General features: G+C 72.8%; 12 protein-coding genes. 5 read left to right on the top strand and 7 right to left on the bottom strand.

Annotated features, from left to right (window positions below; genetic code table 11):
• The first annotated feature begins 39 nt into the window (after positions 1-39).
• Positions 40-2277 (top strand): heavy metal translocating P-type ATPase, encoded by a 2238-nt coding sequence (locus ACIGXE_RS01165; RefSeq protein WP_399741134.1) that lies wholly within the window; start codon positions 40-42, stop codon positions 2275-2277.
• Between the two features lie 351 nt (positions 2278-2628).
• Here ACIGXE_RS01165 and ACIGXE_RS01160 read toward each other — a convergent pair whose 3' ends face one another.
• Positions 2629-3918, bottom strand: a complete 1290-nt coding sequence (locus ACIGXE_RS01160; RefSeq protein ID WP_399741131.1) for a citrate synthase — start codon at positions 3916-3918, stop codon at positions 2629-2631.
• A 179-nt stretch (positions 3919-4097) separates the two neighbouring features.
• On the bottom strand, positions 4098-6347 hold the full coding sequence (locus tag ACIGXE_RS01155) for an ATP-dependent RecD-like DNA helicase (protein ID WP_399741128.1): 2250 nt from the start codon (positions 6345-6347) through the stop codon (positions 4098-4100).
• A gap of 186 nt (positions 6348-6533) precedes the next feature.
• On the opposite strand from ACIGXE_RS01155, the gene ACIGXE_RS01150 reads away from it, so the two are divergent.
• Together ACIGXE_RS01150 and ACIGXE_RS01145 are read left to right on the top strand one after the other, a co-directional pair.
• Positions 6534-6770 carry a type II toxin-antitoxin system VapB family antitoxin gene (locus ACIGXE_RS01150; protein WP_399741125.1) on the top strand — a complete coding sequence of 79 codons (237 nt, stop codon included), beginning with the start codon at positions 6534-6536 and terminating at the stop codon, positions 6768-6770.
• Complete coding sequence (locus tag ACIGXE_RS01145; protein ID WP_399741122.1) at positions 6767-7183, top strand: PIN domain nuclease; 417 nt, start codon at positions 6767-6769, stop codon at positions 7181-7183. The genes ACIGXE_RS01150 and ACIGXE_RS01145 overlap by 4 nt, the downstream gene beginning before the upstream one ends.
• Before the next feature lie 59 nt (positions 7184-7242).
• Here ACIGXE_RS01145 and ACIGXE_RS01140 read toward each other — a convergent pair whose 3' ends face one another.
• Genes ACIGXE_RS01140 through ACIGXE_RS01130 form a run of 3 tightly spaced genes read right to left on the bottom strand, consistent with a single transcriptional unit; the run spans position 7243 to position 10342 of the window.
• Positions 7243-8046 carry a sugar phosphate isomerase/epimerase family protein gene (locus tag ACIGXE_RS01140; RefSeq protein ID WP_399741119.1) on the bottom strand — a complete coding sequence of 268 codons (804 nt, stop codon included), beginning with the start codon at positions 8044-8046 and terminating at the stop codon, positions 7243-7245.
• Positions 8043-9194, bottom strand: a complete 1152-nt coding sequence (locus ACIGXE_RS01135; RefSeq protein WP_399741116.1) for a dihydrodipicolinate synthase family protein — start codon at positions 9192-9194, stop codon at positions 8043-8045. Before ACIGXE_RS01135 ends, ACIGXE_RS01140 begins: the two co-directional genes overlap by 4 nt.
• Complete coding sequence (locus tag ACIGXE_RS01130) at positions 9191-10342, bottom strand: Gfo/Idh/MocA family protein (protein ID WP_399741113.1); 1152 nt, start codon at positions 10340-10342, stop codon at positions 9191-9193. The genes ACIGXE_RS01135 and ACIGXE_RS01130 overlap by 4 nt, the downstream gene beginning before the upstream one ends.
• Before the next feature lie 129 nt (positions 10343-10471).
• Here ACIGXE_RS01130 and ACIGXE_RS01125 point away from each other — a divergent pair, with 129 nt between their 5' ends.
• Both ACIGXE_RS01125 and ACIGXE_RS01120 read left to right on the top strand, forming a co-directional pair.
• Complete coding sequence (locus ACIGXE_RS01125; protein ID WP_399741110.1) at positions 10472-11515, top strand: LacI family DNA-binding transcriptional regulator; 1044 nt, start codon at positions 10472-10474, stop codon at positions 11513-11515.
• A 126-nt stretch (positions 11516-11641) separates the two neighbouring features.
• Entirely contained in the window at positions 11642-13423 is a 1782-nt protein-coding gene (locus ACIGXE_RS01120) for a hypothetical protein (protein ID WP_399741108.1), read from the top strand.
• Positions 13424-13451: 28 nt separating this feature from the next.
• On the opposite strand, the gene ACIGXE_RS01115 is transcribed toward ACIGXE_RS01120, so the two are convergent.
• Positions 13452-13931, bottom strand: a complete 480-nt coding sequence (locus tag ACIGXE_RS01115) for an SAM-dependent methyltransferase (protein WP_399741105.1) — start codon at positions 13929-13931, stop codon at positions 13452-13454.
• Positions 13932-14043: 112 nt separating this feature from the next.
• Positions 14044-14628 carry an AAA family ATPase gene (locus ACIGXE_RS01110; RefSeq protein ID WP_399741103.1) on the bottom strand — a complete coding sequence of 195 codons (585 nt, stop codon included), beginning with the start codon at positions 14626-14628 and terminating at the stop codon, positions 14044-14046.
• Positions 14629-14631: the final 3 nt, after the last annotated feature.

The following is a 14631-nucleotide window of genomic DNA, read 5'->3' as shown; positions in this document are numbered from 1 at the left end:
CGGTGACCGTATGGCCCTGCTCCCGTTTGGAACCCTCCGATGACCTCCACGATCACCGAGCTGACGATCGGCGGGATGACCTGCGCCTCCTGCGCGGCCCGCGTCGAGAAGAAGCTCAACCGCATGGACGGGGTGACGGCCACCGTCAACTACGCCACGGAGAAGGCGCACGTCGAACACCCCGCGGAGGTCACGGTCGACGCGCTGATCGCCACCGTCGTCAGGACCGGCTACACCGCCGAGGAACCCCCGCCGCCGGAGCCCGAGCCCGCGCCGGAGACCACCGGGGAGACCGAAAGGGACCGGGACCCCGAGCTCGGCGCGCTCCGGCAGCGGCTCACCGTCTCCGCCGTGCTCGCCGTGCCCGTCGTCCTCCTCGCCATGGTCCCGTCGCTGCAGTTCGACAACTGGCAGTGGCTCTCGCTGACGCTCGCCGCTCCCGTGGCCGTCTGGGGCGGGCTGCCCTTCCACCGGGCCGCCTGGACCAACCTGCGGCACGGCAACGCCACCATGGACACCCTCGTCTCGGTCGGCACCCTCGCCGCCTTCGGCTGGTCGCTGTGGGCGCTCTTCCTCGGCGACGCCGGCATGCCCGGGATGCGGCACGACTTCAGCCTGGCCGTCAGCCGCGACCACGCCGCCTCCACCATCTACCTGGAGGTCGCCGCCGGAGTCGTCACCTTCATCCTGCTCGGCCGCTACCTGGAGGCCCGCGCCAAGCGGAAGGCCGGCGCCGCCCTGCACGCGCTGCTGCGGCTGGGCGCCAAGGACGTGGCCGTGCTGCGCGGGGAGGGCGAGGTGCGGATCCCGGTGGCCGCGCTGCGGGTCGGCGACCGCTTCGTCGTACGCCCCGGGGAGAAGATCGCCACCGACGGCACCGTCACGGAGGGCGCCTCCGCCGTCGACGCCTCCATGCTCACCGGCGAGTCCGTCCCCGTCGACGTGCTCCCCGGTGACCCCGTCACCGGCGGCTGCGTCAACACCTCCGGCCGGCTCGTCGTCGAGGCCACCCGGGTCGGCGCCGACACCCAGCTGGCCCGCATGGCCCAGCTCGTCGAGGACGCCCAGAACGGCAAGGCCGAGGTCCAGCGGCTCGCCGACCGGATCTCCGCCGTCTTCGTGCCCGTCGTGCTCCTCGTCGCCCTCGGCACCCTCGTCGGCCGGCTCCTGCTGACCGGCGACACCACCGCCGCCTTCACGGCCGCCGTGGCCGTCCTGATCATCGCCTGCCCCTGCGCCCTCGGGCTCGCGACCCCGACGGCCCTCATGGTCGGCACCGGCCGCGGCGCCCAGCTCGGCATCCTCATCAAGGGTCCCGAGGTGCTGGAGTCCACCCGTCGCGTCGACACCGTCGTCCTCGACAAGACCGGCACGGTCACCACCGGCCGCATGGAGCTGACCGGGGTGCGCGTGTACGGCGGCGCCTACGGCACGAGCCGCGCCGACGAGGCCGAGCTGCTGCGGCTCGCGGGCGCCCTGGAGCACTCCTCCGAGCACCCGGTGGCCCGCGCGATCGCGGCCGGCGCCGCCGCGCGGGTGGGCGAGCTGCCCGTACCGAAGACCTTCGAGAACGTCCCCGGCCTCGGCGTGCGCGGCTCCGTCGAAGGGCACCTGGTGCTGGTCGGCCGCGCCGCCCTGCTGGCCGCCGAGGAGATCGAGGTGCCCGGCGGAACGGGCCCCGGGGTCGTGCACGTCGCCTGGGACGGACGGGCCCGCGGCACCCTCACGGTCGCCGACGCGGTCAAGGAGACCAGCGCCGAGGCGGTCGCCCGGCTCCGCGGCCTGGGCCTGCGCCCGGTGCTGCTCACCGGCGACGGCCGGGCCGTGGCCGAGCGGGTGGCGGCCGAGGTGGGCATCGACGAGGTGATCGCCGAGGTGCTCCCGCAGGACAAGGTGGCCGTGATCCGGCGGCTCCAGGCCGAGGGACGCACGGTGGCGATGGTCGGCGACGGGGTGAACGACGCGGCCGCCCTCGCGACGGCCGATCTGGGTCTGGCGATGGGCACCGGCACGGACGCGGCGATCGAGGCGAGCGACCTGACCCTGGTCAGCGGCGACCTGCGGGTCGCGGCGGACGCCATCCGGCTCTCCCGGCGCACCCTGGCCACGATCAAGGGCAATCTGGGCTGGGCCTTCGGCTACAACGTGGCCGCGCTGCCGCTGGCCGCGGCGGGGCTGCTCAACCCGATGATCGCCGGCGCCGCGATGGCCTTTTCGTCCGTGTTCGTGGTGACCAACAGCCTGCGGCTGCGCCGATTCGGCCGAGTGATCACCTGAATTCACCTACACGTGACGCACAGGACCTTCACAAAGAGACCTAGATCACAGATATTTGGGGGTAACCATCTGGGCTGTTCGCGAGTCTAAGTGGGCGATGCCGAGAACGTCTTGGGGGACGTTCATGGGATGTCTTGGGGGACGTCCCAGGCAAGCGCGGCCGGGGCACGTGCACCGGGGAGCTTTGAGCGGCCCTCCCGTACGTACCCCGGCAGACCGCGCGAGCAGACGCCCGGCCCGGATCCCGTGGGGGGAATCCGCACCGGGGATATGGGAAGCGCCCCGTCCGCCGACCCGTGGGGGGATCGGCGGCGGGGCGCTTTCGTCGGCCTGGGGGCCGGCGGCCTGCGGTCAGCGGGCCTCGACCGGGACGAAGTCGCGCTCGACGACGCCCGTGTAGATCTGGCGCGGGCGGCCGATGCGGGAACCCGGCTCCTTGATCATCTCGTGCCACTGGGCGATCCAGCCCGGCAGGCGGCCGAGGGCGAAGAGCACGGTGAACATCTCGGTCGGGAAGCCCATCGCGCGGTAGATGAGGCCCGTGTAGAAGTCCACGTTCGGGTAGAGGTTGCGCGAGACGAAGTAGTCGTCCGAGAGCGCGTGCTCCTCCAGCTTGAGCGCGATGTCGAGCAGCTCGTCGGACTTGCCGAGGGCCGACAGGACGTCGTGCGCCGCCGCCTTGATGATCTTGGCGCGCGGGTCGAAGGACTTGTACACCCGGTGGCCGAAGCCCATCAGGCGGACGCCGTCCTCCTTGTTCTTCACCTTGTTGATGAAGGAGTCGACGTCGCCGCCGTTGGCCTGGATGCCCTCGAGCATCTCCAGGACGGACTGGTTGGCGCCACCGTGCAGCGGGCCCCACAGGGCCGAGATGCCGGCGGAGATCGAGGCGAACATGTTCGCCTGCGAGGAGCCGACCAGGCGGACGGTGGAGGTCGAACAGTTCTGCTCGTGGTCCGCGTGCAGGATCAGCAGCTTGTCGAGCGCCGAGACCACGACCGGGTCGAGGTCGTAGTCCTGGGCCGGCACCGAGAAGGTCATGCGCAGGAAGTTCTCGACGTACCCGAGGTCGTTACGCGGGTAGACAAAGGGGTGGCCGACCGACTTCTTGTACGCGTAGGCCGCGATGGTCGGCAGCTTGGCGAGCAGCCGGATCGTCGAGAGGTGGCGCTGCTTCTCGTCGAACGGGTTGTGGCTGTCCTGGTAGAAGGTGGACAGCGCGGAGACCACGGAGGACAGCATCGCCATCGGGTGCGCGTCCCGCGGGAAGCCGCGGAAGAAGTTCTTGACGTCCTCGTGGACCAGCGTGTGCTGGGTGATGTCGTTCTGGAACGCCGTGAGCTCGTCCGCCGTCGGCAGCTCGCCGTTGATCAGCAGGTACGCCACCTCGAGGAAGGTGGACTGCTCGGCCAGCTGCTCGATCGGGTAGCCGCGGTACCGCAGGATGCCCTTCTCGCCGTCCAGGTAGGTGATGGCGGATTTGTAGGCGGCGGTGTTGCCGTATCCGCTGTCCAGGGTGACCAGACCGGTCTGGGCTCGGAGCTTCCCGATGTCGAAGCCCTTGTCGCCGACGGTGCTCTCGACCACCGGGTAGGTGTATTCACCGTCCGCGTACCGCAGTACTACAGAGTTGTCGCTCACGTCATCCCTCACCGACGTAGTGCCTCTTCTTCGAGGTGCCCTGACTGTCTCTACCATCCCCCATTTGGCTCAGGAGAGTGCACTCGGGGTCGACCATTGGGCCAATCGGCGGCACTCAGTGCCGCCAACCTGCTCATCCTGCCCCCTTCGCCCCGGTTCCGGAAGTCCTCCGTGATCTTTCACACGAGAGTGCCCCCTGTGAGGCGATGGGCGAGTGCGGTAAAGCGGCGCCCGGCCGAAACCGTACGCACCGCCTGGGCGATCGCCTTGCGGGAGCCGACCAGGACGACGAGCTTCCGGGCCCGGGTGACGGCCGTGTAGAGCAGGTTCCGCTGGAGCATCATCCAGGCGCTGGTGGTGACCGGGATCACCACCGCCGGGTACTCGCTGCCCTGGGATCGGTGGATGGTCACAGCGTAGGCATGGGCCAGCTCGTCCAGCTCGTCGAACCCGTACGGCACCTCCTCGTCCTCGTCCGTCCGCACGACGAGCCGCTGCTCGACGGGGTCGAGGGAGGTCACCACACCGACGGTGCCGTTGAAGACGCCGTTGGCGCCCTTCTCGTAGTTGTTGCGGATCTGCGTGACCTTGTCGCCGACCCGGAAGACCCGGCCGCCGAAGCGTTTCTCGGGCAGATCGGGCCGGGCCGGGGTGACGGCCTGCTGGAGCAGCCCGTTGAGCGCGCCGGCCCCGGCGGGGCCCCGGTGCATGGGGGCGAGCACCTGGACGTCCCGGCGCGGGTCGAGGCCGAACTTGGCGGGAATCCGGCGGGCCGCGACCTCCACGGCCACCCGGGCGGCGTCCTCCGTCTCCTCCTCGGCGAAGAGGAAGAAGTCCGGCAGGCCGGTGGTCACGGGCGGCAGGCCCTCGTTGATCCGGTGCGCGTTGGTGACCACGCCGGACTGCTGGGCCTGCCGGAAGATCCGGGTGAGCCGGACGGCGGGCACCGGGCTGCCCGGGGCGAGCAGATCGCCGAGGACCTCGCCGGCGCCGACCGAGGGCAGCTGGTCGACGTCCCCCACCAGGAGCAGGTGCGCCCCGGGTGCCACGGCCTTGACCAGCTTGTTCGCGAGCAGCAGGTCCAGCATGGAGGCCTCGTCGACCACGACCAGGTCGGCGTCGAGCGGCCGGTCCCGGTCGTAGGCGGCGTCGCCGCCCGGCTTCAGCTCCAGGAGCCGGTGCACGGTGGAGGCCTCGGCCCCGGTCAGCTCGGCCAGCCGCTTGGCGGCGCGCCCGGTGGGGGCGGCGAGCACCACCTTGGCCCGCTTGGCCCGGGCCAGCTCCACGATCGAGCGGACCGTGAACGACTTGCCGCAGCCCGGGCCGCCGGTCAGCACGGCGACCTTGCGGGTCAGGGCGAGCCGCACGGCCGCCTCCTGCTCGGGGGCGAGCGAGGCCCCGGTACGCTCCGCGAGCCAGGCCAGGGCCCGGTCCCAGGCGACGTCCCGGAAGGCCGGCATCCGGTCCTCCTCGGCGGTCAGGAGCCGCCGGACCTGCCCGGCGAGGGACAGCTCGGCCCGGTGGAACGGGATCAGGTACACGCCCATGACGGGCAGCCCCTCAGGGCCGGGCACCTTCTCCCGTACGACGCCCTCGGGGTCCTCGGCGAGGTCGCCGAGGCACTCGATGACCAGGCCGGTGTCGACCTGGAGCAGCTTCACGGCGTCGGAGATGAGCCGCTCCTCGGGCAGGAAGCAGTGTCCCTGGTCGGCGGACTGCGACAGCGCGTACTGCAGCCCGGCCCGGACCCGGTCGGGGCTGTCGTGCGGTATGCCGACGGCCTGGGCGAGGCGGTCGGCGGTGAGGAAGCCGATGCCCCAGACGTCGGCGGCGAGCCGGTAGGGCTGGTTCTTCACCACGGAGATCGAGGCGTCGCCGTACTTCTTGTAGATGCGCACGGCGATCGAGGTGGAGACGCCGACGCCCTGCAGGAAGACCATCACCTCCTTGATGGCCTTCTGCTCCTCCCAGGCGGCGGCGATGTTCCCGGTGCGCTTGGGGCCCAGGCCCGGGACCTCGATCAGGCGCCCGGGCGACTCCTCCAGGATCCGCAGGGTGTCCAGGCCGAAGTGGGTGGTGATGCGGTCGGCGAAGACGGGCCCGATGCCCTTGATCAGACCCGAGCCGAGATAGCGGCGGATGCCCTGGATGGTGGCCGGCAGGACGGTCGTGTAGTTCTCCACCGTGAACTGGCGCCCGTACTGCGGGTGGGAGCCCCAACGCCCCTCCATCCGCAGGGACTCCCCCGGCTGGGCGCCGAGCAGCGACCCGACGACCGTGAGCAGGTCGCCGGAGCCACGGCCGGTGTCGACCCGGGCGACCGTGTACCCGGTCTCCTCGTTGGCGTAGGTGATCCGCTCCAGGACACCGGTGACCTCACTGACACCCTGGCGACTGCCTTGCTGCGACTCAACTCCCCTACCGGGCATGCCCCACCTGGCTTCCTACGTCTCCGATGCCTGGAGGCTATCGCCCGGCACCGACAGCCCCGGACGGCTTGCCCCGACCGGTCCGCAGTGGCGAGGGGGCTCGGGGCACGGGCGCCGATTCCGGGCCCGCCCTACAATGTGGGAGAGGTGGGAAACTCTGCCACATTGCCCACATGGAGGGTGATCATGGGTGTCACGAATGTGGACGTCGACGACGACGTACTCGCCGAGGCCGCGAAGCTGCTCGGTACGACCACCAAGAAGGACACGATCAACACGGCGCTGGAGGAGGTCATAAGGCGTCATCGACGCCGGGCGGCCTTCCAGCGCCTGGCGGAGCGTGGCGCGCGCGGGGAGCTGGAGCCCGTGCGCCGGGACTGGGAAGCCCGTAAGGCCGCACAACGCGGCGAGGGCGGCGCGTGATCACCTATCTCATCGACACCAGCGCCTACGTCCACCTGGGCACCGATCCGGCGGCGCAGCGACGCTGGGACGCCGAGATCGAGACCGGCGCCATCGGCATGTGCGAGGCGACACGGACGGAGATCCTTTTCAGCGCCGTCAACGCGCACGACCGCGAGGAGATCGACGAGGACCTCTCCGCCCTGTTCACGGCCGTGCGCGTTCCGAAGGACGCGTGGCGATGGGTGGAAACCGCCCAGTACAAGCTGACCCGGAAGGGGCAGCACCGCGCCGCGGGCGTCGTCGATCTCCTTCTCTGCGCCACGGCCGTCCATCACGGCCTGGTCATCCTGCACAGGGACAACGACTTCGCCACCGTCGCTCGCGTCCTCAAGGAGGTCGGGCACCAGGACGTGCGGCGCCTGAGTCCCTGAGCCCACCCGGCCGCGGGCGGCCTTCCGCCCCGGGCGGCCCCCGCGTACGCGACGCGACGTCACACCGCCAGGAACGCCTCCAGGGTCTCCTCCAGGACCTCCGCCCCGTCCCGTGCCCACAGGTCCTCGTTGAAGAGCTCCACCTCCACCGGGCCGACGTAGCCCGCCTTCTCCACGAGGGCGGCCCAGGCCGGCAGGTCGACCGCGCCGGTGCCCAGCCGGCCGCGGCCGTTGAGGACCCCGGCCGGAAGCGGCGTGGTCCAGTCGGCGAGCTGGAAGGAGTGGAGGCGGCCGGTCGCGCCGGCCCGGGCGACGGCGGCCGGGGCCCGGTCGTCCCACCACAGGTGGTAGGTGTCGACGACCACGCCGACCTGCTCGGCCGGGAAGCGCTCGGCGATGTCCAGGGCCTGGTCCAGGGTGGAGACGGCGCAGCGGTCGGCGGCGTACATGGGGTGGAGGGGCTCGATCGCGAGCCGGATGCCCCGCTCCCCGGCGTACGGGGCGAGCGTGCCGATCGCGTCGGCGATGCGGGCGCGGGCCGCGGGCAGGTCGCGGCTGCCCGGCGGGAGGCCGCCGGAGACGAGCACGAGGGTGTCGGTGCCGAGGGTCACGCACTCGTCGATCGCGGCCCGGTTGGCCTCCTCCCAGCCGTCGGTCGTGAAGAAGCCGCCGCGGCACAGGGTGGTGACGGTGAGGCCCGCGTCGCGGACGAGTGCGGCCGCGGCCTCCACCCCGTACTCCTGGACGGGCTCGCGCCACAGGCCGACGCCGGGGATGCCCAGGCGGACACAGTGGGCGACGAGCTCCGGGAGGGGGAGCTGCTTGACGGTCATCTGGTTGACGCTGAAGCGGTCCAGGTTCATCGGGGCACCCCGTACACGTCGAGCAGGGACCGCATCCGGGACTCCGCCGACGCCGGGTCCGGGAACAGGCCGAGGCCGTCGGCGAGTTCGTAGGCGCGGGCGAGGTGCGGGAGGGAGCGGGCGGACTGGAGGCCGCCGACCATCGTGAAGTGCTCCTGGTGGCCGGCCAGCCAGGCGAGGAACACCACGCCCGTCTTGTAGAAGCGGGTCGGGGCCTGGAAGAGGTGGCGGGAGAGCGCGACGGTCGGGTCGAGGAGCGCGCGGAAGCCGGCCGTGTCGCCCGTGTCGAGGATCCGGACGGCCTCGGCCGCGAGCGGGCCGAGCGGGTCGAAGACGCCGAGCAGGGCGTGGCTGAAGCCCCTCTCGTCGCCCGCGATCAGCTCGGGGTAGTGGAAGTCGTCGCCCGTGTAGCAGCGGACCCCGTCGGGGAGGCGCCGGCGCAGCTCGACCTCGCGCCCGGCGTCCAGGAGCGAGACCTTGATGCCGTCCACCTTGTCGGGGTGGGCCGCGATCACCTCCAGGAAGGTGTCCGTCGCCGCGTCGAGGTCCGCCGAGCCCCAGTAGCCCTCCAGGGCCGGGTCGAACATCGGGCCGAGCCAGTGCAGGACGACCGGCTCCGCGGCCTGGCGGAGCACCCGGCCGTAGACGTCCGCGTAGTCCTCGGGGCCCCGGGCGGCGGCCGCGAGGGCGCGGGAGGCCATCACGATCGCCTGGGCGCCCGCCTCCTCCACGACGGCGAGCTGCTCCTCGTACGCGCGGCGGACCTCCGGGAGGCCGGCCGGGCCGGTGAGCTGGTCGGTGCCGACCCCGCAGGCGATCCGGCCGCCGACGGCGCGTGCCTCCGCCGCGCTGCGGCGGATCAGCTCGGCCGCCCCGGACCAGTCGAGCCCCATGCCGCGCTGGGCGGTGTCCATCGCCTCGGCCACGCCGAGTCCGTGGGACCACAGGTGGCGGCGGAAGGCGAGGGTGGCGTCCCAGTCGACGGCGGCGGGGGCGTCGGGGTGGGTGTCGGCGTACGGGTCGGCGACGACGTGCGCGGCGGAGAAGACCGTACGGGAGGTCGGCGGGGCGCCGGCCGCGAGGGCGAGGGGTTCGGTGCGCGGCTCGTAGGCCCGCAGCTCCCCGCCCGGCCCGGGCAGCCGGATCACAGGGTCACCTCCGGGACCTCCAGGCGGCGGCCCTCAGCGGCGGAGCGCAGGCCGAGTTCGGCGAGCTGGACGCCGCGGGCGCCCGCGAGCAGGTCCCAGTGGTACGGCTCGCCGAGGGCGACGTGGCGCAGGAAGAGCTCCCACTGGGCCTTGAAGCCGTTGTCGAACTCGGCGTTGTCGGGGACCTCCTGCCACTGCTCGCGGAAGGCCTCGGTGGCCGGGATGTCGGGGTTCCACACCGGCTTCGGGGTGGCGGAGCGGTGCTGGACGCGGCAGCTGCGCAGACCGGCGACGGCGGAGCCGTGGGTGCCGTCGACCTGGAACTCCACCAGTTCGTCGCGGTGCACGCGGACCGCCCAGGAGGAGTTGATCTGGGCGACGGCGCCGCCCGCCAGCTGGAAGATCCCGTACGCGGCGTCGTCGGCGGTCGCCTCGTACGGCTTGCCCGCCTCGTCCCAGCGGCGCGGGACGTGGGTGGCGACGTGGGCGGTGACGGAGGTGACCCGGCCGAAGAGCTCGTGGAGCACGTACTCCCAGTGCGGGAACATGTCGACGACGATGCCGCCGCCGTCCTCGGCACGGTAGTTCCAGCTGGGGCGCTGGGCCTCCTGCCAGTCGCCCTCGAAGACCCAGTAGCCGAACTCGCCGCGCACGGACAGGATCTCGCCGAAGAAGCCGCCGTCGATCAGCCGCTTCAGCTTGCGCAGGCCGGGGAGGAAGAGCTTGTCCTGGACGACGCCGTGGCGGACGCCCTTCTGCCGGGCCAGGCGGGCGAGTTCGAGGGCGCCGGCGAGGTCGGCGGCGGTCGGCTTCTCGGTGTAGACGTGCTTGCCCGCCGCGATCGCCTTGGTGATCGCCTCGACGCGGGCGGAGGTGACCTGGGCGTCGAAGTAGACGTCGACGGTGTCGTCGGCGAGGACGGCGTCGAGGTCGGTGGACCACTCGGTCAGCCCGTGGCGCTCGGCGAGGGCGCGCAGGGCGGGCTCGCGGCGGCCGACGAGGACCGGCTCGGGCCACAGGGTCTCGCCGTCGCCGAGGTCGAGTCCGCCCTGCTCGCGCAGGGCGAGGATCGAGCGGACGAGGTGCTGGCGGTAGCCCATGCGTCCGGTGACGCCGTTCATGGCGATGCGGACCGTTCTGCGTGTCACGAAGGTGTTTCCTCTCCCGGCGGGCGGTACGTCACGCGGACGGAAAGCACGATGGAAAGCGCTTTCTATCGCGCATGACGCTAGCCTGCCGACATCACCGCCGACAAGGCCCCTGGAGGTACGCACGCGATGACCGTCACCCTGGCGGACGTGGCCGCCCGCGCCCGGGTCTCCCCCGCGACCGTCTCCCGCGTCCTCAACGGCAACTACCCGGTCGCCGCCGCCACCCGCGAGCGGGTCATGCGCGCGGTCGACGAGCTGGACTACGTCCCCAACGGCCCCGCGAGCTCACTCGCGGCCGCCACCTCCGACCTGGTCGGCATCCTCGTCAACGACATCGCCGACCCCTTCTTCGGGATCATGGCCGGGGCCGCGCAGGGCGCCATCGGCGAGAGCGGGGCGGGCCGGGCCGGCGGCGAGAAGCTGGCCGTGGTCTGCAACACGGGCGGCTCGCCCGAGCGCGAACTCACCTATCTGACCCTGCTCCAGCGCCAGCGGGCCGCCGCCGTGATCCTCACCGGCGGCTCCCTGGAGGACCCCGGACACCTCGCGGCCGTGACGGCCAAGCTGACGAAGCTCACCGACGCCGGCACCCGGGTGGTGCTGTGCGGGCGGCCCCCGCTGCCCGGCCTCACCGCCGCCACCCTCGCCTTCGACAACCGGTCGGGGGCGCGCCGCCTCACCGAGCACCTGCTGACCCTCGGCCACCGGCGGATCGGTTACGTGGCGGGGCCGGCCGACCGCACCACGACCCGGCACCGCCTGGAGGGCCACCGCGAGGCCCTGCGCGCGGCCGGGGCGGCCGAAGGGCCCACCGTCCACGGCCCGTACGACCGCGCGTCCGGCTACGACGCCACGGCCGAACTCCTGCGCCGCGAACCGGACCTGACGGCCGTCGTCGCCGCGAACGACACGGTCGCGCTCGGCGTCTGCGCGGCCCTGCGCGACCGGGGCCTCGGCATCCCCGGCGACGTGTCGGTGGCGGGCTTCGACGACCTCCCGTTCTCGGTCGACGTGGTGCCCGCCCTGACCACCGTCCGACTGCCGCTGCACGAGGCCGGCGCCCGCGCCGGACGGCTCGCCCTCGGCGCCGAGGACACCCCGCCGGGCGGCCTGGCGACGATCCCGGCGGAGGTCGTGGTGCGGGGCTCCACGGGGCGGCCACGCGGGTGACGGGCTGTCAGGAGCCGCCGCGGGCCGTGGCATAGGGGTGATCATCCGGTTGCCCTCTGCGACTGGCACGTCGGGCGGCGCGCCCGAAGGCTTCACCTCAGAGGTCCCCCGAACCCAGAGGTGATCATGAGTCGAAGCCCCCGGCCGCCGGCCGGGTTCCCGTCCGTACGCGCACGCTCGGCCCGCGAGCGCTCCGTGCGCAGGCGCCCCCTCCGCGCACGCGTCGCCGCCCTGGGGGTGGCGGCGCTGCTGGCGGGCGGCCTCGCCCCGGCCGCCGCCGGGCACACCGCGTGGGCCGCGGAAGGACGCCCGACCGAGCCCGCGACCGCGCTCGCCTGGGGCACCAACCACGAGGGCCGGCTCGGCGACGGCGCCACCGTCGACTTCGCCGCCACGCCCGTCCGCGTCTGCGGCAGCGCGCCGTGCCTGTCATCCCTCGACGACGTCGTCTCCGTCGACGGCGGCGTCTTCCACAGCGTGGCACTGCGCGCGGACGGCACCGTCTGGACGTGGGGAGACAACTTCTTCGGCACGCTGGGCGACGGCACCACCACCACGAGCATGACCCCCGTGCAGGTGTGCGCGGTCGGCGCGACCGCGCCCTGCGACAGCTTCCTCACGGGCGTGGTGGCCATCTCCGCCGGACATGACTTCACTCTGGCCCTTCGAGCGAACGGAACCGTCGTCGCCTGGGGCGAGAACATCTACGGCCAGCTCGGGACCGGCATCACCAGCGCGTACGCCACCGTGCCCGTCGTCGTCGGCAACGGGAACACGAACCAGGTCACCGCCATCTCGGCCGGTGGTGCCCACGCCCTCGCGCTGCGGACCGGCGGCACCGTCCAGAGCTGGGGCCGGAACGACTCCGGACAGCTCGGGAACGGGAAGACCACCGACAGCAGCACCCCCGTGACGGTCTGCGCCGTCGGGCAGACCGCGCCCTGCGACGACTACCTCTTCGATGCGACCGCCGTCTCCGCGGGCGAAGCGCACAGCCTGGCCCTGGCGGCCGACGGCACCGTCCACAGCTGGGGGGACAACTCCAGCGGTCAGCTCGGCAACGGCACCACCGCCAACAGCAGCGCACCGGTCCAGGTCGGCGGACTCACCGGGGTCAGGTCCCTCGGCGCCGGCTACCGCCACAGCGTGGCGGCGCGGACCGACGGCACCGTCCGCGGCTGGGGCCGGAACGACTCCGGACAGCTCGGGAACGGCACCACCACCGACAGCTCGCTCCCGGTGCAGGTCTGCGCCCCGGGAGCGACCGCCCCCTGCTCCTCGTTCCTGACCGGAATCGCCTCCGTGTCCGCCGGCTACACCCACAACGTGGCGCTGCGCACGGACGGGGGCGTCCGCAGCTGGGGGTCCAACTACGCCGGCCAGCTCGGGGACGGGACCACGGCCCAGCGGACCGTGCCCGTCAAGGTGTGCGCCGTCGGCCAGGCCGCGCCCTGCACCCAGTTCCTGGACGGTGTGCGGAGCATCAGTGCGGGCGGTGCCCACAACCTGGTCACCTCCCGGCCGAGCGCCGATCTCACCGTCGCGCTGCGCGCCGCGCCCAACCCCGTCGCGGCGAATGGCAGTCTGGTCTACACGGTGACGGTCCGGAACAACGGCCCGTCGGCCGCCGAGAACGTCGTCTTCGACGACACCCTCCCCGCCGAGGGCGAGTTCGTCGGCGCGAGCTCGACCCAGGGCAGCTGCGTCGTTCCCCCGGCCGGCTCGACGGACACGGTGACCTGCAAGCTGGGCACGCTCGGCGCGAACACGAGCCGGACCGCCACGATCGTCGTCACGGTCCGGGCCAACGCCGGCACCACGGTCACCGACACGGCGCGGGTCACCAGCACCACGGCCGACCCGAACCCGGTGAACAACGCGGTGACCGTCCGCTCCCGGGTGGGCTGACGCCGTGGGCCGCGGAGGGCGTGGGCCGTCAGTAGTAGCGGCGCATGATCTCCGTGGCCCAGGCGGGCTGCTCGGTCGGGCCCTGGGGGCCGAACTCGGCGAGGTACGGCTTGAGGTCGAGCACCGGGGTGCCGTCGACCGCGTCGAGGCCCTGGACGTGGACGTCGAGGCCGTCGACGCGGAGGAGGCGGCAGCGGGAGACGCCGAGGCGGTTGGGGCGGTTCTTGCCGCGCTGGGCGAAGATGCCGACCAGGGGCCAGTCGGTGTTGCCGCGCGGGTGGCGGGCGCCGGTCTCGATCTTCTCCTCCGGCACCCGGTCGAAGTGGTAGACGACCTCCAGGTGCGAGAAGGCGTCGAGGCCGGCGAGGGCGTCCGGGCCGAAGCGCCCGGCGTCGAGCCGGATCACGGCGGTGACCTCGCCCCACTCGTCGTCCCGCACGTCGGCGCGGCCGCCGACCACCCGGCCGACGGGCCGGGACACGATCACGTCGTGCCGCTGCTCCTCCATGGGCGTGCTCCCGCTTCCCGCTTCAGTCGTGTACGTGCTGCCGCTTACCGGTCGGGGCGCGGGCGGGCCCTCGCCTACCTGTTCAGGCATGGGCGTGCTCCCGCCTCCCGCTTCAGGGCCGGCCCGTAACGGCCGGGCCCGTAGGGGCCAGGCCCGTCGCGGCGAGGACCGCGTCCACCGTCTGCTCGACCGTCTGCTCCGCGTTGTCGATCCAGACGCCCTCGCCGGACAGCTCCTCGCGCATCGCCTCGTCGAGGAAGGCCCAGTTGGTGGTGAGGCGCTTGTGGCGGGCGTTGTTGCGCTCCCAGGCCTTCTGGGGGCCGGGGGCCAGGACGACCACGTGGAGCGGGACCGCCTTCGCCTGCGAGCGGTAGAAGTCGAGGTGGGAGCGGCGGACCACCACGTCGTCGACGACCGGCAGGAAGCCGGCCGTGGCGAAACTGTCCGCCAGCAGGCAGGCGTTGCGGGCGCGGAGCAGGATCTGCCGGTCGGCCTCCGGGTCGCCCTCGGGCGAGGGCCAGTGGCACCCCTCGACGATGAGCTCCTGGAGCCGGTCGACCTCGATGTGCGCGGAGCGGGCGAACCTGGCCGCGAGGGCCGCCGCGACGGTGCTCTTGCCGCTGCCCGGGATGCCGACGAGGAGGACGGTGCCGGGGGCGGGATCGGAGAGGTCGAGCGTGACGTTCTCGAAGGTCATGCG

It is taken from the genome of Streptomyces sp. NPDC053431 (assembly GCF_044544925.1).
GTDB lineage: Bacteria > Actinomycetota > Actinomycetes > Streptomycetales > Streptomycetaceae > Streptomyces.
Note: the sequence above shows the minus strand (reverse complement) of the source record. Positions and strands in the feature narration are given on the sequence as shown.

Bases quoted from the DNA above. Each gene is read 5' to 3' on its own strand.
- ACIGXE_RS01165 (WP_399741134.1), top strand. From the start codon at position 40: ATGACCTCCACGATCACCGAGCTGACGATCGGCGGGATGACCTGCGCC.
- ACIGXE_RS01155 (WP_399741128.1), bottom strand. From the start codon at position 6,347: ATGCCCGGTAGGGGAGTTGAGTCGCAGCAAGGCAGTCGCCAGGGTGTC.
- ACIGXE_RS01150 (WP_399741125.1), top strand. From the start codon at position 6,534: ATGGGTGTCACGAATGTGGACGTCGACGACGACGTACTCGCCGAGGCC.
- ACIGXE_RS01140 (WP_399741119.1), bottom strand. From the start codon at position 8,046: ATGAACCTGGACCGCTTCAGCGTCAACCAGATGACCGTCAAGCAGCTC.
- ACIGXE_RS01125 (WP_399741110.1), top strand. From the start codon at position 10,472: ATGACCGTCACCCTGGCGGACGTGGCCGCCCGCGCCCGGGTCTCCCCC.
- ACIGXE_RS01120 (WP_399741108.1), top strand. From the start codon at position 11,642: ATGAGTCGAAGCCCCCGGCCGCCGGCCGGGTTCCCGTCCGTACGCGCA.
- ACIGXE_RS01115 (WP_399741105.1), bottom strand. From the start codon at position 13,931: ATGGAGGAGCAGCGGCACGACGTGATCGTGTCCCGGCCCGTCGGCCGG.
- ACIGXE_RS01110 (WP_399741103.1), bottom strand. From the start codon at position 14,628: ATGACCTTCGAGAACGTCACGCTCGACCTCTCCGATCCCGCCCCCGGC.